This is a genomic window from Phormidesmis sp. 146-20 (assembly GCF_052939475.1).
Genome location: NZ_JBJPHT010000016.1, coordinates 102,479 through 122,333, shown reverse-complemented (window position 1 = coordinate 122,333; position 19,855 = coordinate 102,479). Strand labels below are relative to the sequence as shown.

Here is a 19,855-nt window from a genome sequence, read left to right as displayed (position 1 = left end):
AGACCGATTTCCCCTCTAACTTTTCACCTTTGACACAAAACTATTGACATACCCCGTTTGCGTTGCTAGGTCTTCGACAAGCGCCAGTAGCCTTTGCGACTAATGCCCGTCGAAATCGCATGACGCTTACTGGTTCCCAACTTGAGTAGATTAGCGATGCGCGTTCTCGGTCTGCGCCACTGTTTCCAGTAGCACATGCGAAGGCGCCGCCTCAACCAACCGTCTAACGCTTCGATTGGGGTGTAGTGCTGGGAAATACCGAAATAGTTCATCCACCCTCGCAAGTATCGGTTCAAGCGCTCGAATCGCTCTGACATCGAGACTCCCCAACTGCGAGCGGTTAAGCCCCGCAATCGATATTTGAAGTCTTGTAGAGCTTGATCAGAAGCGAAGATGCAAATGCTTCGGAAGGTAAATCTGAGATAGTTCAACTCCTCAATCTTGCCACTCGACTCTTTTCCCGATTCACTTTGAGCTTCAGCATTTGGGTCAAGTAACCACTAATACTAGCCATCACTCGCCGCCCTGCTCGTCTGCTTTTGACCAAGATTACTATCCCTCTTATGTCACTTTAGAAGAAGTAAAATTGCTAAAAAACGATGTAACCTCTTTCCAGCAAGCGTTTTAGCATTCACAATTCGTTTCTATTCCTTCGCGAGAGTAGTCAATAAAGTGTGAATGCTAGACCCGTTATTAGATAAAGTTTTCAGCAGTTAGAAGCCAGTTTAATTTCTCCAAAGTGATTCAAGAGGGATAGTACAGCCAGCAAAAATTCTATACAGAGATCTTTATCCCAATCTTTACCCCAACCTCGTTGAAAAAGACCCAACAATACCCGACGCAAAAAACAGGACTGGCTGAAATCAAGTCCTGAAAGGCTTATCCCGTAGGCGAAACGGTTGATTTTCCTGAAAGCTGGTGACAAGACTCGAACTTGCGACCGGCTGATTACAAATCAGCTGCTCTACCAACTGAGCTACACCAGCACATCCTGTATTCTATCAGATTGTAGGCCGCCCTCAAAGGGTTTGGGAGGTCGTCACCCTAAAGTTGAGCCACAAAAAAACGATCGCCCTAAACCAACCAGTTAAATTCCAGTCCTTCTAAGACGATCGCTGCTTTACACCTTGGCTAACTCAGCTTCTGGAAGAGTTTCCTGGGGTTCAAGCTGATCCAAAATTGCGAGAAATTCTTGCTCAAAAATCACCTGAGCGCGGTTGGTGCTGCCCCCGATGTAGAATTTGCCGTCTTTTTGTAAGCCCCAAATTTGGGAGTGAGACACATAGCTCATCATCGTGCTAATCATCAACAAGCCAAATCCTAGATAGACGATCGGCACGCCAGGGTCGGCTTTGATTTGGAGTCCAGTGCTACCGATGATGTCAGCGATCGCCAGAGTAACGCCTTTGACCTCGACAGACATGCCTTTGCGAACGGTAGAAAGCAGCTTGCCGTCTGTGTCGTAGACGAGTAGTAGCCCCTGTAGATCTCTAGCTACGAGAGAAATACCATCGCTGAGATCCGGTTTAATCGGAATCCAGGTGCCCCAAATTCGGCTGCCAACTGCGTCGAGCTTGGCCATGGGAAATTGTAGAATCGGACTTTTGTTAATTTTGACCTGGACGGCGGAGATGGCCCAGTCTGCTTGATAGAGTGTTACGCCATTGTGTTTGAGGGGTTGATTGACGTGAATGGTTTTGCGATCGACTTCCTTACCGTCGTTGTCCAAAACTGAAAGATCGGAGTAAAACTGATCGATTTCGCCTGTGGGTAAGTAGTCGATCCAGAAGCGATTGACTTTCACGGCCCAGTCTTTAGGAAACTGTGGCTCTGCCCAGGGGCCCGCATCGACGATGTTTTTGATCATAAAAGTGCCGCCACTAGGGACAACTTCTTGAGCAATAAAGCCCGTCATTGCGCCGACGATGCCCCCGATGAGAATTAGCATCATACTAATGTGGACAATGATCGGCCCAATCCGCCCAATGATGCCTTTGCGAGCATAGAATTTGTCTCCGTCTTGCCAGACTCGATAGCGATTTTTTTCTAATAGCTGAAGGGCACGATTGCTCAATGTTCCTTCAAATTCGGCACTCAGGGCAAACTTGCTGAATTGGCGGGGCTGTGTGTAAAACTTGCTGGTGTTGCGAGTAAACCATCTCAGGGCGGGTAGCTGGCGCACAAAAGTACAGGCTGTCAAACTAGAGCCAAACAAAATCAACAGCGCCAAATACCACCAGGTGCGATAGACGTGATCAAAGCCGGCCGTGAGCAGTACTTTCCAGGTCAAGAAGCCAAACAGGGCGGGGTGTTCGGGGTAGTTTGATTGGTAAAATTCCAGGGATTGTCCCTGCTCGATCACGGTGCCTGCAATGCTGAAGACGGCGATCGCTAACAGCAAGACGATCGCTAACCTCAAATCTGCTAACAGCGGCAACAGTTCTTTTTTGAAGTAGCGTCTGGGCGGCCCCGATAGCTTGGTGAAAAAGGAAGTTTCTGTCGTCATTTTTATGAGAAGAATTTTATGAGAAGAAGTCTATTCTAGAAAGTAGGGAAAAAACGCCGAATCCGACCAGCAGCGCCCCACTAACGGGATTGATCCAGCCTGACCATTTTCGCAGTTCCAAGATTTTTTTGATAGAAGCGGTGAAGGTTCCCGCTAACACTAAGGGCGCAACGTATCCCGCTGTGTAGCAAAGCAGTAAGCTTCCACCTAGAACGGGATCTTTTGTCGTCGCAATCCAGGTGAGCAGGGTGGCTAAAACGGGAGTGCTACACGGAGACGCGACCAAACCGAACGTCAAGCCGATTAAGTACGATCGCACCCCTTTGGGCAGCTCTTCAGAAACCCAGTCGGTGGCTCCGATCGAGGGCAATCTCAACGGCAGCGCATTCAGCAAATTTAAGCCCATGATAATCGCGACCAGGCTGACGGCGATCGGGAGTCCGATGCCAATCTGGCCATACACCTGCCCAACGACTGTGGCAAAAATTCCCAGACCTGCCAGCGTAGTTGCCAGACCGAATGAAAACCAGAGTGACTGGGTAGCTGCCTGAAGCCGACTTTTGGTTTCGTAGCCGCCGATGTACCCGATCGTAATGGGCAACATGGACAGCGTACAAGGAGTCAGACTGGTGAGCAACCCCGCCCCAAAGATGATGCCAATGCTCACGGGAGTTATGTGATTTAACTGATTTGAGACGATCGTGTTGGCAAACTGAGATAGCTCGTAAAGTTGGGTTTGAATATCTAACATGGGAGCCGGGTGTAGAAGTGTGGGAGGGGCGGATTGCAGAAATCTCTTTGGCTTCGTGCTGAAGTCTTCTGCCCCCCAACCCCCCAATTCTGGGGGACTTTGAGACAGGAATTTTTGCAGAAAGTGGACTAGTTGAATTAGAACGATCGACGGCTTGGTAAATTACTCTCATTCTACCGTCCGCCTCACTCCTCACTTCTCACTCCTCACTTAGCTCGCCGCGATCGCTCAGCCTTTTTAGGAAATGGAATCGTCTTAGAGGCAGGACGATCGGTGCGAGGCAAAGACACCACTTCCGCTTCACTGCTTTCTCGTGCGACTCGGATCAACAACGCCGCCGCCAGCAGACTAGCAATCATCGAACTGCCGCCATAGCTAAAGAGAGGAAACGGCAACCCTGTCGTGGGTAAAGCTCCCGTCGCGACCGCAATATTCAACAACGACTGACCGACCATCAGCACCATCACCCCGATCGCCACCAGTCTATGCACGATCGATCGCGCTTTTCGAGCCACCATCAGAGCAAACGTCGCATAGGTGAGCAGCAGTCCCATCAGCAAAATGCCGCCAATCAGGCCAAATTCTTCGGCAAACACAGCATAAATAAAGTCAGTGTATTGGATCGGTAGATAGAACAATTTTTGCTGAGATAAGCCAAACCCCGTACCAAACGTGCCGCCAGACCCAACCGCATACAGACTTTGAATCAACTGATAGCCGTCTCGCATCGGGTCAGCCCACGGATTGAGAAACGACATGATCCGTTTGCGCTGGTATTCTCGAAACGTCACGCTCACCATTGCCAAGAGCACTCCCGCTCCCGCTGTGCCACTCAAGTAGAGGTAAGGCAACCCCGCCGCCAGCGCAATCAGCCATAGCGTCATGCCACAGAGCGCCGTTGTACTCAAGTTTGGCTGAAGTAAGATCCCCACCAGCAGCACGCAGAAAATGCTGATCCAGGTCAAGCGCACCGCCCAAGAAAGCCGCTCCCACTGTCCAAAAATCCGTGCTCCTTGCAAAATCAGAAAGGGTTTGATCAATTCTGATGGCTGCATGAGAAAGGGCCCCAGCGGAATCCAGCGTGCTCCGCCATTGACCGACGTTCCGACTCCAGGCAGCAGCGTCACGACAATGCCCCCCAAAAAAATCAGCAGCAGCCAATCGGCAACGCCCAAAACATACCGAAGGGGCACATGCACCAGCACGTTGAAGCCAATCATACCGATGGCGATCGCCAACATCTGCCGCTTTACGTAATACAATCCGTCTCCATATTCTGCATCGCCCACCGGATAGGAAGCCGAAAACATCACCGCCAACCCCACAAACAGCCAGAGAAAGGTCAACCATCGCAAAATTCGAGCTTCAAAGGCCCAATCTGCCGCAGTGGTATCTAAAAAAGGGATCAGTTGGCGCAATTTCACAACGATCGTTCTCCCATCTAGTGATCTTTTGAGGGTCGAGTCTGAATTTTAGGGCTGAATCAGATTTCTGACTCAAGGGCAGTTTGACAACTTTTCGCGTCGTTATCCAGCGCTTCTGCTCCCCAAGCTGACAATTTTGGGCGACTTTAAGAGAAGAATTCTGGTTCAAAGTCCCTTACTCGTGGGGGATTTAGGGGGCTGTCTAAATCAACAATCGCAGCGAAAGATTTCATCGAACTCGCGTTAAGGGCAGAAAATTTTTTGAATTGACGACCCCTTTCGGGTATCTCGAAACGCACGCAGCGAGAGAACTTCATTCAATCTGCGTTAACTTTAAGCCCCAAAACAGTTATCGGTTTCTCAGTTCTGCTTCGAGTTTGTCTACGTCGTCTCTGAGAAAAACGGTCAGCCGTCCCGAATAAGCTAGTCCCTCCGGGGTTTGGGCAATTTCTAGCCAATAGGCGTAGCGGCTTCCTTTGCGAAGTTCTCCCTGAAGTGCGGCGAGGAGCGGATTTTTTTGAGCGACGGCCTGCTGGATTGCAGTTTCGCTGGGGTAGGAATAGATCGGTTGGGCGCGATCGTAGTCCTGAAAAACCTCCAATCCATAGATCGCTCTCAGAGATTCCTGAAGCCGATTTTGAGTTACGCCATTTAGCATGTCAAAGATCGTCAGCCGCTGACTGCGAATGATTCTGGCGTTAGGAGAAGACTTAATCCTGCCAGGCGGAAGCAGCGACGCTTCAAAGGTAAATCGTTGAGCTGCCGAAGCGCTTTTGGTGATCAAAAATTTTTCGCCTCGTCCCGGTCGCAAAGTCGGATTGGCCTTAATCCAGGCGGCCACCTCATCCGTCGTCTGTCCCGGTAGTGCCCTTGCGGGAGCGGCCACCAAACCCAACAGCACGATCGCCCACACCACAGATTTCAATCGATCGACCTTCATATTCAACTCCACCACAACAAGTCATCCTTTCCCCATTTCGAGACTCAAGACAAATCAACCTTTCATCCCTCATCCCTCATCCCTCATCCCTACGGCTCGATCGCCACCTTCACCACTTTTCTCGCTTTCATGTCTTGAAACACCTGTTCTAAATTTTGAAGTGGTTGGCGATCGCTGATCAAAAGCTCAAACGGAATCGTCTCACTCGCAATCAGGGCCAGCGCCGATCGCACAAACTCTGGCATATTGTGAAACACCCCTTTTAAGGTCAGTTCATTGTAGTGGAGTTGTTCGGTATTGACGGTAATTGTTGTGTCACGAGGACAGCCCCCAAACAGATTCACGGTAGATCCCGGACGCGCACAAGCGATCGCCGTCTCCCACGCAGCCGGAACGCCCGTCGCCTCGATCACAATATCAGCGCCCCAGCCGTCGGTCAGATCTCGCACCAGACTCGGCACATCGGGCACCTGTCGATAATTGAAAGTTTTTGCGGCTCCAAACTTTTCGGCAATCTGCAATCGAGGATCGCTACCGCCAAACACAAAGACTTCAGTCCGTTGAGCGAGAGCCGCCACAAACATCAGTCCGATCGCTCCATCTCCTAACAAAACAACTCGATCGCCGGATTTGGCATTCGATCGAGCGACTCCATGCAACACGCAAGCTAACGGTTCAGTCATCGCGGCCATCGCATCAGAGAGATTGTCTGGAATGGCTAAAAGATTTTGCTGAACGATCGCAGCAGGAATTTTCAAATACTTGGCAAAGGTGCCGTTGTTGAAGGTCAGATCGGTGCAGAGAGAATATTCTTGGCGGTGGCAAAAAAAGCACTTGAGACAGGGAGCCGAATTGTTGGCAACGACGCGATCGCCCACCTGCCAGCCCGATACGCCTTCTCCTAGCGCGACGATTTTCCCAGCCGCTTCATGACCAAACAACGTGGGTGGCTTGAGCATTTTGGCATGTCCGCCTCGTCGCCAAACCTTGAGATCCGTTCCGCAGGTAGTCGCGGCTCCGACTTGCAGGATCACTTCTCCCGGTGCAGGCGTGGGATCAGGAACAGTCTCCAATCTCAGGTCTTCTTGACCGTACAGTAAAGCTGCTAACACGAGCGATCGACCTTCTTTACGCAATGTTCAAAAATCTTACTGGATCTTGCGCCAATTAGCTGATCTCCCTTGACCGAGCGTGAACCTAAGATCGGTGGCCAAATCTCAGTATATTTACCTGAAATGTCGCAACCTCAGTTTCAGATTTCTCTCTACGAAGAAGATTTTGCTTTATGGATTGAGCAAACAGCCGCCAGCTTGAAGAACGAAGCGTTTGATCAGGTAGATATTCCCCATATGATTGATGAACTCTCCGCTCTGGGACGCACCGAAAAGCGAGAACTCAGGAGCCGATTAGACTGCCTTCTAGTTCATCTTCTCAAGCGAGTCTTTGTGGATAGCAGTAGTAAAAATAGCGCGTGGGAACGAACGATCGCCGACCAGCGCAAACGACTCAAGTGGCTGCTCGAAGATTCACCGAGTTTAATTTGCTACATTGACGAAATTTTTGCCGACGCTTACCAGGATGCGTTGGCCGAGGTGCAAAGAACGTATCGCAAGACGATGTTTCCTGATAAATGGGGATGCGATCGCAGTGTGGAGACGCTGCTCTCAGCCCAGTTTTGGCAAGATTGAGAAATGCAGAATGACGAGTTTGAACGTTTGTTTGAACGTTTGTTTGAACACTTATTTGAACTCTTCATCGATCGCCACTCTGCAACGCCAAATTAAATTGAGGTTCTCCAGACTAAATTGAGGTTCTCCCCAATCAGATTACTCGTAGATCCAGGAAAGGATCGTTGGCTGCCAGTTCACGAGTTCTTCTGGTTCAAACCATAGCGCAATCTCACTCTCGGCCGTTTCGGGCGCATCCGATCCATGAATCAAATTGCGACCAATGTTTGCGCCATAGTCACCCCGAATTGTGCCCGGTTCAGCCGTGAGCGGATTGGTTGCGCCGATCACTTTTCTTGCAGCCGCAATCACACCATCGCCTTCCCAGACCATCGCGACGACGGGGCCAGAGGTGATGAATTCAACCAGGCTGCCAAAAAAGGGACGTTCTTTATGCACTCCATAGTGCTGTTCTGCGAGTTCGCGGCTGACGTTCATAAACTTGAGGCCGACGAGGGTAAAGCCTTTTGTCTCAAAGCGACCAATGATTTCGCTAATCAGCTTGCGTTGTACACCGTCGGGCTTGATTGCTAGAAATGTCCGTTCCACAGAGGCGCTCCCAAGAGAGTAATTTTTACAAGATCAGATTAGCTCAGAACGGCGGCGATCGGGAGGGAGGAGGGAAGAGGGAAGAGGGAAGAGGGAGGGCTGGCTTTAAAGTCTTCTAGAATTGGCAGCTTGGGGGGCAGAAGGCTTCGGCATCAAAGCGAAACAGCCCATTATCGAGATCGATCGCTTTGAGTAACTCGCGAGGGGTCACTTATCTCGGAGATCGATCGCTGGAGAAAGGGGTTGCCGACGGCGACACGGGGAAGGCGATGCTTAAAACTACAAAGAATCTCCCAGGAAATGGTGCCGAGAGTCTTGGCCCAATCGTCCGCCAAAATCTGCTGGTTGCCATCTTGACCCAATAGCGTCACGACTTCGCCTTCTTGTAGAGCGGGAATGCTGCTCACATCCAACATAATCTGATCCATCGTGATCGACCCGATTTGGGGCACCCGTTGACCTCGAACCAATACTGTCAACTGATTAGAAAGATTGCGAGGAATGCCATCTGCGTAACCAATTCCGACTACAGCAATTTGCGTTTCTTTGTCAGCGACGAATCGATGCCCGTAGCTCACTCCGGTTCCTGACTGGATGGTTTTGACCTGGGTGACTCGCGCTTTTACTTGCATTACAGGCTTGAGATCAATCTGACCTCTTAAATGGTCTGCGGGATAAAGTCCATAGATGACCAGTCCCGTTCTCACCAGGTCATAGTGCAGATTGGTATCGGTCAACGTGGCTGCTGAGTTGGCGAGATGTAGACGAGGGCGATGAGGATTGGGCGCAGGCGAAAATCCACAGGCTTGAATGGCAGTTTCGTAGCGCTGTTGTTGTTGCCGCATGATCGTGGGATCAGGGTCGTCAGCCGTGGCTAAATGAGAATAGATGCTGGCGATCGCCAAATTGGGTAATCGCTGTACCAACTGCACAAATTCAACTGACTGTTGCCACGGAGTGCCTAATCGAGACATGCCCGTATCTAACTTGATGTGAACGGGAAGCGGCGATCGCGACAGGTGACTCATCGCTTCGGCAAACACGAGGGCCTGCTTGGGCGTACACAGGGTGGGTTGAAGCTGCCAGTGAGCGATCGCTCGAATCTGTTCGGCTGTATGCGTTGCGCCCATGAGTAAAATCGGAGCGTTGATGCCCGCTTCTCGCAGCTCGATCCCTTCGGGAATGGTTGCGACTCCCAGCCAGGTGGCCCCACTTTGCAAAACGGTTTGAGCGACGGTGACGGCTCCGTGTCCATACGCATCGGCTTTGACGACGGCCATCAGATCCGTCTGCGCCGCCAGCAATCCGCGAATTTGCTGAATATTCTGTGAAAGCGCGACCAAATCAATCTCAACCCAGGCTCGCTCTCGCTGCATCAGAGCAATGCTGGAACTTTGATCCCAACTCAACATGACAGACTCCTCTTACACCACACACGATTTGATTTCTGCAATCGTACTTCTCCAAACTCTGAATGGTCTACCCACTCCACTCTGACTGTAAGACGCTTTTGTGAGAAATCTGGCAGTCTAAATCTGCAATCAGAGACAAAATAGAAGTTGAATCGGCGATCGCCATTTGTATAGAACGGGTAAATTTTTAAAGGCAGAACTTGTGTAACAAGCAAGAAATCTCCCCAATCTGGGAATCTTATGGGCAAGTAGGGGGCGATCTCTGCGTAAAATTGCGGGACTACCCCGCTTACTAAGTTAAAGACTTTAAAGATCATGGCCTGTTTAATCTCCGCATACTGAGGCAAACTGTAAACACTTGACAGGGGCGCATCGAATACACGGTACGGGACAAAACGCTACATGGAACTGATCGACCAGCAATACGCCAGAGATGGGGTAGGACGAAAATTTCTACGATGGATTAATCTTCGTCCAGAAGAAAGCGAACGCACGTTGCTCATGTTTGCGTTCTATACCACCACGGCGATCGGTCTGATGTGGCTCGAAGCCAGCGCCGTTGGACTCTTTCTCGAACAGTATGGTGCAGCCAATCTGCCGATCATCTATATTGCCAGTTCTGGAATTAGCGTCGGGCTAGGCTTTCTTTATTCGTGGCTACAAAAATATCTGTCACTGAGGCGAGTCATTGTCCTGATTGCGCTGTTGATGGCGCTACCGTTGTTGTTGTTGCAGTTTGGGCTGAGTTTTCCGGCGGGTGCGGCGATTAGTGGCATTATCGTTCTCAAAACGACGGTATTGTTGCTGCGACTGTGGCTAGAGGCGATTTATGTCTTGAATGACCTGAATGCGTCGATCACCGCCAATCAGCTTTTTAACATTCGAGAAATTAAGCGGACGTATCCCTTGATCAGCAGTGGGGTACTGGTCGCCGATATTGTCAGTGGTTTTTCATTGCCGTTTGTGTTGGCGGCGTTGCCTCGCGATCGCGGCATTCCCACCGTCATTGTGCTCTCATTTGTGATGATGCTGATTGGCGCAGGCATCTTGTCTTACCTGTGTCAAACCTACCAGCAGGCCTTTCCCGCTTCTCGACGCAGAAGAGACGATCGCCAGGTCGAAAATCGTCAGGAAGTTCGCGGTAAGATGCGGCGCTATGTCGGGCTGCTGGTTGTCTTTTTTATCATGGCGCAGGTGCTGTTGTTGCTGGTCGATTTTCAGTTTCTCAGCCAGCTTGAAAGACAACCCGAATTTTCTGCCCAAAGTGAGAAAATCGCCAGCTTTCTCTCCGTATTTAATGGCGCGCTGGGGATTTGTGAACTGATCGCTCAATGGCTGTTCTCAAGTCGCGTGATCGAGGCAGTGGGAGTGTTTCAGACGGTGATGGCCCTGCCTGTTGTCGTCGTACTAATGACGATCGGCATCGTGATTTGTGAAATCGTCGCGTCGGCACCCCTACCGATCTTTTTGGGACTGGTGATGCGTAAGTTTTTATACGAACTGCTGCACTACACCCTGTTTGCCAGTGTGAGTCCTGTGTTGTTTCAGCCAGTGCCCGAAGCCGTGCGGGGAAGACTCCAGGCTAATATTCGCGGCATTGCGGAACCGATCGCCACGGGTGCCACGGGCGTTGTTTTATTTTGGCTGGTCTGGTTGACGGAGCAGGGTGAAACGGAGCGGCAGTGGCAAAATCTGATTTTTGGGGTAATGATTCTCCTGGCGGTGGGCTGGTGGGTGGCAATCTACTTGCTCAAACAGGATTACGTCAAACTACTCGTCTTTAGCGCCGGACGGGGACAACTCAGCGGATCAGATGTAGACTTACGAGAACTCAAACGCGCTGTGATCGAGGCACTAGACAAGCCCGGAGTCGAAGCGGACAAGAGATCGTGCATTGAGCTTCTCAGCCAGATCGATCCCAAAAACGTCGGTGAAGTGCTGGCTCCCTTATTAGACAAGCTCACGCCCAGCTTGCAGCAAAAAAGCCTGGAGGTGATGATCGCGCATCCCAGTCTGTCTCATCTGCCCTCGGTCAAAGATCTGATCACCCAAAAGCCTGCCCCCGAAGTCATGGCCGTCGCGCTGCGCTACATCTGGCTCACCGATGAAAATCCGGATATTCGTCAACTGCGATCATACCTTCATCCCCAAATCGACCCGATCATTCGCGGCACGGCTGCGTCTCTAATGCTCAAGCAGGGCACCCCCACCCAAAAAGCGGAAGCGACGAATGCGTTGCGGCTAATGTTGACTCACAAGCACAAACAAGAGCGGGTGATGGGCTGTCGGGCGCTGGGTGAGGCGGTTTATTTGCAGGCGTTGCGGCTTTACATCCCCAATTTGTTACAGGATAAATCGCTGCCTGTGAGATGTGCGGTGCTGGAAGCGATCGGAGCCACCCGCTTAGAGGAATACTATCCGTCGCTGTTGAGAGGTCTGAGCTACAAATCGACGCGCAATGCTGCCCAGAGTGCCTTGGTGAAGTTGGAAAACGATGCCTTAACGATGTTGGTCAGTCTGGCCGAAGATGTCCACCAGCCCAATCTGGTTCGTTCTCACGCCTGGAGCGCGATCGGGCAAATTGGCACCAGAGAAGCGATCGAGATTCTCATTGCCCACCTCAAAACCTCCTGGGGAGAAACGCGCCGCAATATTTTGAGAATTCTGCTAAAAATTCCTTTAGAAAAAGGGATCGAGGCGGTGCTGGATCGACTGGGACGGCGAGGTGTCGAGCAGTTGATCGATCAGGAAATCATGTTTATCGGTCAGATCTACGCGGCACTGGTCGATTTGACTCCAGAACGGGCGCGCGGACAGGAGGCAGATCTGTTGAGGCGATCGCTGCGAGATCTTCCCAGTGATGGCATCGATCGACTCTTTTTGTTGATGAAATTTCTCTACTCGCTCAACTCGATTCAGGTGGCTTCTTTTAACCTTCAGTCTGGCTCAAAGTCTAATATGGCCCAGGGTTTAGAGATTTTAGACAACACCTTAGACATTCCCAGCAAACGTGCGCTGTTAGCGATTTTGGACAGCAACCGAGATGTAGACAAGCTGCAAAGTCTAGCGGGAATTGTGGGCTACGAGCCGATGAATCCGCACAATCGCCTTCGCTATCTGCTAGATTTGCGTCACTTTTTATCAGACTGGTCGCTGGCCTGCTGTTTTCATCTAGCGCGTCAGTCTCGTTGGAGCCTTACCAGTGAGCAGATTCTCGCCTGTCTCAATCATCCCAAAGGCTTTGTGCGCGAGGCGGTTTTGTCTTATTTACAGCTTGCCTCTCCCAGTGCGCTGATCCGAATTTTGCCTATGTTAGAAAATGACCCCGATCGTTTAGTCGCCAGCCAGGTCAAACAAATGATGGAAGGGCTAAATCTAGGGCAAATTCCCATCCGACGATTTCAAGACGACGACGATATGCCCAGTACGGCGGAATTGGAGCCTCTGTAATGAGGGAGGAGGGAGGAGGGATGCATCGTCTTGGACAGGTATGATTTTGAGGCAGGGAATCAGGGATGAATAATCAGCAGACAACGATGATGAATGGCCAAACGATCGTAGACAAGCTTTATGTGCATTACTGGATCAACAAGCGGCTAATCCCTAAACCGATCGCCCTCCTTCATCCTTCCTCCCTCCTCCCTCATCCCTTCCTCCTCCCTCATCCCTTCCTCCTCCCACTGTCATGCTAAACAGCTTTGAACGTCTGCTACTGGTTCGAGGAGTCCCCATCTTTCAGGAATTGCGGGATGATTTTCTCGTGCGGTTGGCTTCGATTATGGATGAGCGCTGCTTTAATGCCAAAGAGGTGATTATTACTCAGGGGCAGGAGGGGCGATCGCTCTACATCGTGGCGCAGGGCATGGTAAAGGTACATATTGGCGAACAAGAATTGGTGCAGTTAAAAAAGGGGCACTTTTTTGGGGAGATGTCGCTGTTTGATGCGGAGCCTCGGTCTGCGTCGGTGACGGCTTTAGAGCGGTGTGATTGTCTTGTCTTGACCCAACAGCAGTTATATGAAGCGATCGACGAAACTCCCGGTATCGCCCTGAATATTATTCGCATTCTCTCTCGTCGCATTCGCGAACTCAATCTCAAACTCAACGCCAAAGATCACGAATTGGGAATGCTCAAAAGCAAGCTGGATCAGGAGATTTATAACGAGCCTGCACCGCGATCGCAAAAACTGAGATAGATGGGGCAATTTTCAAGAGGGATTAGGTTTCAGGAATATCCTTTGAGTAAAATCAGCCTACAAGGAGCAACTTTTATCCCTACATCAGAGCAAAAAACGCAGTGCTTCACTCTAGGTTGCTGGTTTACTAAACTTTACTTACAGGCATATGAACACAAAGCTGATCCATTACTCAATTGCTGGAATTCTTGCAGGAACCATCACACTTTTGAGTGGAACTGTATATGCTCAAGAAGTGCCCAATCTTAAAAAAGAAATGCCTTATGCACAGGCAAGAGAACTGTTGATCAATAAAGGATGGCGAGCGATCGAGATTCCAATCCTCCAACGTGGCGATCAACTCTTTGGTGCAACAAAGTACATCGTCAAGGAGCTTGGTTATAACGAAGTCGTTGATTGCTCAGGAACCGGAATGGGATTCTGTCGCTTTGAGTTTGAGGGGACTGATGGACGCAAATTAATTGTCATCACAGTTGATAACCAGAAAAAACAGCAACCGATCGTATATCGCTGGTCAATTGAAGCGCACGACAAAGCGATCGACTAGTTCCAGTTTTTCGGTAAATCTAATCAACCCAAAGATCAGGTAGGGTCTGTTGACTAATGCGAAATGCACCACTTTCAAATGTTAGCAACGCTGTTTAACTTGAAGATCAGTTACAAACAGGCGCAGCCACACCCCATAGATGACGATTTTACTTAATCCCCGATCTCAATTCTCGATTTGTGCGGTTGTTGAGACGCTGCGATCGCGGCCAGGAGTTTTATTTTATCGGCGATCGTAACCAGCGTTCCACAAGTTTGAGGCTTGCTTCAGTACTGAGGCTCAGATAGAAACGAACCTCTGTGGTTGGTCATTATTGCCCCTCTAATGTGAAGAGTAGATATATAGATTAATCTCTGGAGAATGTGAATCACCGAGTCCGTATCCCTTTCAGCCAAACTCAGTATAATCCCCATAAACTACTGCGTCTTAACAGACTCTTAACAAAAATCACTTAGATAGCAAGACTATCGTCAAATTGAATAAGCTTTGTTATGGTATGCAGTACAGTAAGTTGCAGGCTCTACCCAAACGCTCGATCGAGGATTATTCCCGATTTTGTAATATTGGCATCTTTACGAAATTTTGCGTAAGTGTATACATAATGAGGCTAATACACCAAATTACGCAGATTAGGGCTTAAGCGACCCATCAAAGTTGTGGAGTCATAGTTGTGGAGTCATAACTACTTCAGGCATTAGGAATTGTTCTGGCAATCTAGGCAGGAACTAGAGCAATCATCAATGCGAGCAACAAAAGGGCATCTCTCCAGATAGCACAAGATTAATCTACCAGACTTTATCAACTCTCCTAAATCTACAGTTTGTGCGATCTAGCGAGTTCTATCTAAGTGCAATTATCAAAGGGCAAGCGTATTGGTTATCAATCGAGCCATTGCGATCGTAAAAAGCAATCCGAAGTTATGATGCTATGTCATTATAATCATCCTGATTGCGCTTTTATAACTTGCTAATGTTATTTGCATGACGAATAGAAAAGGGTGTTTCACCAGATAAAAGTCATCTATTTTTGGCTTTTTGACGGTCAAGGATCAAGCTGTACCAATCGAGGTTTTAGCTGATGAAGAATCCAACTTCTAAACAACGCTCTACTTCTATTTTTTCCAAACTTCTCAGGCTCAATTTCTCTTATTTTTTCTTAAGCCGCATTGCATTATTACCAGGAAGAATTAAACGATATATCTTCTTTAGCAACGATATTATTATCTTTGTTGTTGCGATTTATATTGCTCTAAGCTTACGCTTTGAAGACTCCTCCGTTAAAGAACAAATTGCGCTTTACTCCTCGACGATCGTCCTGGCGATTCCTGTTAAATTCTGCATCTTTTATCTGACAGGCATGTATCACTCCCTGCTGCGTCACACCGGAGTCGAAATCTTTGGTTTGGCACTTAAAGCCGTGGTGATCAGTGAAGGAGCCTTGACCGCGACCTGTGCAGTGCTGCAATTTAGACCCCTGCCGCGATCGGTGCAAATCATCTCTGCGCTGGTGACCTGGGTGCTTGTCGTTGGCATCCGCTTTTTGATGAATCACCTCCTCAACCGGGTCGAGGCTCCCACTCCCACTAAATCCCCCACTGCTCCCATTTCGCCACAGCCCCAACGCCTGATCATCTATGGTGCAGGAGCCGCTGGATCTCAAATCTTCCAGGCCTTGTTGCGGGAGCATACTTATGATGTCATCGCATTTGTAGACGACAATGCAGCAGTTCAGGGGCGCTTGGTTAATGGGCTGCGGATTTATCACCCCGACCAGTTGCCAACCTTGGTGCCTCGCTACGAGATCAAAATGGTACTGTTGGCGGTTCCTTCTGCCACCCCGCAAGACAAGCGTCGCATTTTAGAATCACTCAAGGGGTTGTCGATCGAAGTCAAAACCCTGCCGACCGTTGCCGAAATTCTCACCGGAAAGGTGTCGATCAAACAGATCCGAAATGTAGACATCGCTGACCTGTTGGGGCGTGAAGAAGTGCTGCCTGACCCCGGATTGTTGGGCGTAAACATTACAGGAAAATCAGTCCTGGTCACAGGGGCCGGCGGATCGATCGGCTCAGAACTGTGTCGCCAAATTGCTCAACAAAATCCTAAAGTACTGGTTTTGTATGAGTTGAATGAGTTTGCGCTGTATTCGATCGACATTGAACTCGCAGAAGCCTATCCTCAGATTCCTCGTGCGGCCTGTCTGGGGTCTGTCACCGACGCAGAACGGCTCGAAGAAGTCTTGACCCAATACGAGGTTGAGACCGTTTACCATGCGGCCGCCTACAAACATGTTCCGCTCGTCGAAGCCAACTCTGCCCAAGGCATCATTAATAATGTCTACGGCACCCTTACCGCCGCTCGTACCGCCAACAAATGTAAAGCCAGTACGTTTGTGTTGATCTCGACCGACAAGGCCGTGCGCCCGACGAATGTCATGGGAGCCACCAAGCGATCGGCCGAGCTCGTCCTCCAGGCGTTAGCGGCTCAACCCAAAACCTACACGCGCTTTGTCATGGTGCGATTTGGCAACGTCTTGGGCAGCAATGGGTCGGTAGTTCCTCGATTTCGCAAGCAGATTGCAGAAGGCAAACCGATCACGCTGACGCATCCTGATATCACCCGCTATTTTATGTCTATTCCCGAAGCGTCGAGGCTTGTGATCCAGGCGGGGGCAATGGGCAAAGGAGGCGAAGTCTTTTTGCTAGAGATGGGAGAGCCAGTCAAGATCTACGATCTGGCCACCCAAATGATCGAATTGAGCGGTCTGGTGCCGGGTGAAGATATTGAGATTTTGCTGACGGGTTTGCGTCCAGGCGAAAAGCTTTATGAAGAACTTTTGATCTCAGGCGAGAATGCGATCGAAACCGACCATCCCAAAATCTACGCAGCTAGAGAAAACATGATTCCCTGGCGAGAGCTTGAGCCACTTTTGAACAAGCTATTTCTCGCCGCAAACCAAAAAGACACACTAGCGATTCGATCCATTCTCAAAACTCTGGTGCCTGAGTACAAACCTCAACAGCACAATGCCCTGGTTATGAAGCAGGGATGAAGTTGCAAAACGATGCAAAATTCAAGCCGGATCTGACTCCTCACCCCTTCCTCCGCAAAACCACGACCGATCGCCGAAAAATTCATGTAGTTTCCATGACGCTACGCGATCCGTCCTGATACATTCACTAACCTTCTGTATCAGTATTCAAGACTTTTAAGAACAAATCGTCATTCACCTGCCGATTCTGATCCGATGCTCACACTCGTTCACTTTTTGATGGCTACCGATCTGGCGGAAAATTCTGGACTCTGGACTCTGGACTTTGAACTTTAGACAAATCAAAGCTTTCGTCTTCTGTCTAAGGTCTTCCGTCTAGTGTCTTCCCACCGTCTTCCAACGTGCCCGCTGTCGTCGCCATCACTCAGAGAATGGATGTAGCGCATCCGGTTCGACCGTTCTGTGGTTTATGAGGTTTTTTTATGCGTGTTTCAGTTATCGCACTTGGCGCTATTACGGCTCTATTTGCCCACGAACTTATTGGTAACGATGCCGTTACTCCCAGCGCCACGTCTTCTACCGCTAAACCCGGCAACAAAGACGCAGCCAAGCCTACAGCGCCTCCTCAGCTCCCCCAGGCGATCGCTCAACCAGAAACACTGCCCTCGCAGACATCCGCAAGGTCGGCTGGTGACAAAAATCTAGATCTTCTCCCCGCAGACCTGGCCCTCAGTGACTCCGCTAATCTGGGTAACGCGATCGATCTGCCGCCTCCCCTCAAAATTTCTGCAATGCCCTCCGTCGATCGCTCGATCAGTGTTGACCAGTTGCCGCTAGATGCGATCGTGTCGGCCTCCATGCAGTCTGACAGCAAGCCTGCGCCTGCCAAACCACCCACCCCAGCAAAACAGCCTGTCGCGGCAAAACAGCCCGTCGCCGCAAAGTCTCAAGCTGGGCTGACAGATATTCAGAATCATCCCGCGCGATCGGCGATTCTGTCTCTCGTCAAGCAAGGCGTGGTGAAGGGCTTTCCAGATGGTACTTTTCGCCCCAATCGTCAGGTGACTGATAGTGAATTCAAAGGCATGATGCAAAAAGGACTGCAAAAAAGTCGAGAAAGCGTCGAAGCGTTGGATACACCGTCTAATGTCGTGTCCCGCGCTGATGCTGCCCAATTTGTCTACCAAAAAATAATAGCTCGCTCTAGTGCGGCCGCTTCTAACGCCAAACTGCCGCCAGCCCCGACCCTGGTTGCCTCATCTAACGTTACCCAAGCGGTTCAATCCAGACCGCCCCAGACATCCCCTCAAATGAGCACTGTCAGCATTGCCTCGTCTAGCGTTGCTCAGGCGGCTCAACCCAAACTCCCTCAGCTATCTCCTGGAATTGACCCCAATCAGCCGTCCAATATGACTTCGCCACCTTCTCTGATGGCCGCCGCCTCAAGCGATGAGTCTTATACCCTGGGGGCAGGCGACAAAATTAAGGTCGATGTGTTCAATGTCCCTGAGTACAGCAAGGATTACCAGGTTTTAGTCAACGGAACGCTCAACCTGTTTCGGATTGGCAGCGTTTCTGTAGAAGGAATGACCCTCAAACAGGCAGAAGCGGCGATCGCAGCACGATACAGCAAGTTAGTCAGAAAAGCGCTGATTGATGTGACGCTATCGGCACCTCGCCCCTTAAACATTGCGGTTGCGGGGGAAATTGGCCGTCCTGGCTCTTATACGATGCCGTCTGACAATGGGAAGTTTCCCACGATTACGCGCCTGATTCAGCAAGCGGGCGGTATGACTCAAGCGGCAAATCCCCGTCGAGTGGTGGTGACCCGTCCGCAGCGATCGGGCAGCAATCAAACCTTTGACGTTAACCTCTGGGAGCTATTTCAAACTGGAAATCTGAGCCAAGACGTTACCCTGCGCGATGGCGATACGGTGTTTATTCCTGCGGCGACGGCGATCAACCTAGCGGAGTCTTCTCAGTTGGCGGCGGCTAACTTTGCGACCGATAAAACTCAGCCTCTAAACATTGCTGTGGTCGGGGAAGTCGCTCGTCCTGGGCCTTATGTGTTGACCAAAACAGGAGGAATGCCAACCATTACTCAGGCCGTTCAGCAGGCGGGCGGCATTACTCAAATGTCCAATATCCGTCAGGTTGAAGTGCGTCGAGCGACGCGATCGGGCAACCCTCAAGTCATCAAAATTGACCTTTGGCAGCTTTTGCGCTCCGGAGATTTGAGTCAAGACCTGATTTTACAGCAAGGAGATACGATTTCGATTCCGACTGCGACGGCTTTCAACCCAGCGGATGCGGCCCTTCTAGGCTCACCTAGCTTTGCTCCAGTCTCGATCAAAGTCAATGTTGTAGGCGAAGTCGTCAGACCTGGAGCAGTAGACGTACCGCCGAATACGCCATTAAATCAAGCGCTCTTAGCCGCAGGCGGATTTAATCGAGATGCGCGCAAGGCGACTGTAGAACTGATTCGTCTTAACCCTGACGGCACGGTTTCTCGTCAAGCAGTCCCCATCAATCTGGCGCAAGGGATCGATGCGGAGGGCAATCCGATTCTTCGTAACAACGACATTATTGTGGTCGATCGCTCTGGGCGGGCAAAGGTCACTGACACTCTAGACTCAGTTCTGGGGATTGTTCAGCGGATTCTGCCGTTTGGCGGTTTGCTGCGGTTTTAGACAAGAAGGCTCGTTTTCGCTCTCTGGTTCCAGCCATTCATTCATTTTCGAGAAGTCGCGGCTCGCTGATCAACACGGTGAGAATCGTGACAGCATCCGATACAGGTCTACGCAGGTACTCTC

The 19,855-nt window shown here is 50.2% G+C and carries 16 protein-coding genes and 1 tRNA gene; 8 read left to right on the top strand and 9 right to left on the bottom strand.

Annotated elements, in window-relative coordinates:
- Positions 1 to 65: 65 nt before the first annotated feature.
- From ACKFKH_RS15135 to ACKFKH_RS15105, 7 genes are all read right to left on the bottom strand, one after another.
- Complete coding sequence (locus ACKFKH_RS15135) at positions 66 to 317, bottom strand: group II intron maturase-specific domain-containing protein (protein WP_446859149.1); 252 nt, start codon at positions 315 to 317, stop codon at positions 66 to 68.
- A gap of 596 nt (positions 318 to 913) precedes the next feature.
- Positions 914 to 986: transfer RNA gene (locus ACKFKH_RS15130), tRNA-Thr, on the bottom strand.
- A 134-nt stretch (positions 987 to 1,120) separates the two neighbouring features.
- Positions 1,121 to 2,506, bottom strand: coding sequence for a cytochrome c biogenesis protein (locus ACKFKH_RS15125; protein WP_446859148.1), 1,386 nt, complete (start codon positions 2,504 to 2,506; stop codon positions 1,121 to 1,123).
- 16 nt (positions 2,507 to 2,522) lie between these two features.
- Positions 2,523 to 3,257 (bottom strand): cytochrome c biogenesis protein CcdA, encoded by a 735-nt coding sequence (locus ACKFKH_RS15120; protein ID WP_446859147.1) that lies wholly within the window; start codon positions 3,255 to 3,257, stop codon positions 2,523 to 2,525.
- A gap of 206 nt (positions 3,258 to 3,463) precedes the next feature.
- Positions 3,464 to 4,681, bottom strand: a complete 1,218-nt coding sequence (locus ACKFKH_RS15115) for an FtsW/RodA/SpoVE family cell cycle protein (RefSeq protein WP_446859146.1) — start codon at positions 4,679 to 4,681, stop codon at positions 3,464 to 3,466.
- A 349-nt stretch (positions 4,682 to 5,030) separates the two neighbouring features.
- Complete coding sequence (locus tag ACKFKH_RS15110; RefSeq protein WP_446859145.1) at positions 5,031 to 5,621, bottom strand: hypothetical protein; 591 nt, start codon at positions 5,619 to 5,621, stop codon at positions 5,031 to 5,033.
- Between the two features lie 89 nt (positions 5,622 to 5,710).
- A complete protein-coding gene (locus ACKFKH_RS15105) occupies positions 5,711 to 6,757 on the bottom strand; it encodes a zinc-dependent alcohol dehydrogenase (protein ID WP_446859144.1) in 1,047 nt (348 codons plus the stop codon).
- A 99-nt stretch (positions 6,758 to 6,856) separates the two neighbouring features.
- On the opposite strand from ACKFKH_RS15105, the gene ACKFKH_RS15100 reads away from it, so the two are divergent.
- Complete coding sequence (locus tag ACKFKH_RS15100) at positions 6,857 to 7,309, top strand: DUF29 domain-containing protein (RefSeq protein WP_446859143.1); 453 nt, start codon at positions 6,857 to 6,859, stop codon at positions 7,307 to 7,309.
- A 138-nt stretch (positions 7,310 to 7,447) separates the two neighbouring features.
- Here the strand turns inward: ACKFKH_RS15100 and ndk are convergent, their stop codons facing one another.
- Together ndk and alr are read right to left on the bottom strand one after the other, a co-directional pair.
- Entirely contained in the window at positions 7,448 to 7,897 is a 450-nt protein-coding gene (ndk, locus tag ACKFKH_RS15095) for a nucleoside-diphosphate kinase (RefSeq protein WP_446859142.1), read from the bottom strand.
- A gap of 170 nt (positions 7,898 to 8,067) precedes the next feature.
- Positions 8,068 to 9,309: an alanine racemase gene (alr, locus tag ACKFKH_RS15090; RefSeq protein ID WP_446859141.1), complete on the bottom strand. Its 1,242-nt coding sequence runs from the start codon at positions 9,307 to 9,309 to the stop codon at positions 8,068 to 8,070.
- Between the two features lie 402 nt (positions 9,310 to 9,711).
- Here alr and ACKFKH_RS15085 point away from each other — a divergent pair, with 402 nt between their 5' ends.
- From ACKFKH_RS15085 to ACKFKH_RS15055, 7 genes are all read left to right on the top strand, one after another.
- Positions 9,712 to 12,759 (top strand): Npt1/Npt2 family nucleotide transporter, encoded by a 3,048-nt coding sequence (locus ACKFKH_RS15085; RefSeq protein WP_446859140.1) that lies wholly within the window; start codon positions 9,712 to 9,714, stop codon positions 12,757 to 12,759.
- 65 nt (positions 12,760 to 12,824) lie between these two features.
- The gene (locus tag ACKFKH_RS15080; RefSeq protein WP_446859139.1) at positions 12,825 to 13,001 is read left to right on the top strand and encodes a hypothetical protein; all 177 of its coding nucleotides are present in this window, start codon (positions 12,825 to 12,827) and stop codon (positions 12,999 to 13,001) included.
- Positions 12,995 to 13,504 carry a cyclic nucleotide-binding domain-containing protein gene (locus tag ACKFKH_RS15075; protein ID WP_446859138.1) on the top strand — a complete coding sequence of 170 codons (510 nt, stop codon included), beginning with the start codon at positions 12,995 to 12,997 and terminating at the stop codon, positions 13,502 to 13,504. Before ACKFKH_RS15080 ends, ACKFKH_RS15075 begins: the two co-directional genes overlap by 7 nt.
- 148 nt (positions 13,505 to 13,652) lie before the next feature.
- A complete protein-coding gene (locus ACKFKH_RS15070) occupies positions 13,653 to 14,051 on the top strand; it encodes a hypothetical protein (RefSeq protein ID WP_446859137.1) in 399 nt (132 codons plus the stop codon).
- A gap of 1,077 nt (positions 14,052 to 15,128) precedes the next feature.
- Entirely contained in the window at positions 15,129 to 17,102 is a 1,974-nt protein-coding gene (locus ACKFKH_RS15065; protein ID WP_446859136.1) for a polysaccharide biosynthesis protein, read from the top strand.
- Complete coding sequence (locus ACKFKH_RS15060; protein WP_446859135.1) at positions 17,099 to 17,221, top strand: hypothetical protein; 123 nt, start codon at positions 17,099 to 17,101, stop codon at positions 17,219 to 17,221. The genes ACKFKH_RS15065 and ACKFKH_RS15060 overlap by 4 nt, the downstream gene beginning before the upstream one ends.
- A 303-nt stretch (positions 17,222 to 17,524) precedes the next feature.
- On the top strand, positions 17,525 to 19,732 hold the full coding sequence (locus tag ACKFKH_RS15055; protein ID WP_446859134.1) for an SLBB domain-containing protein: 2,208 nt from the start codon (positions 17,525 to 17,527) through the stop codon (positions 19,730 to 19,732).
- The last annotated feature ends 123 nt before the right edge of the window (positions 19,733 to 19,855 follow it).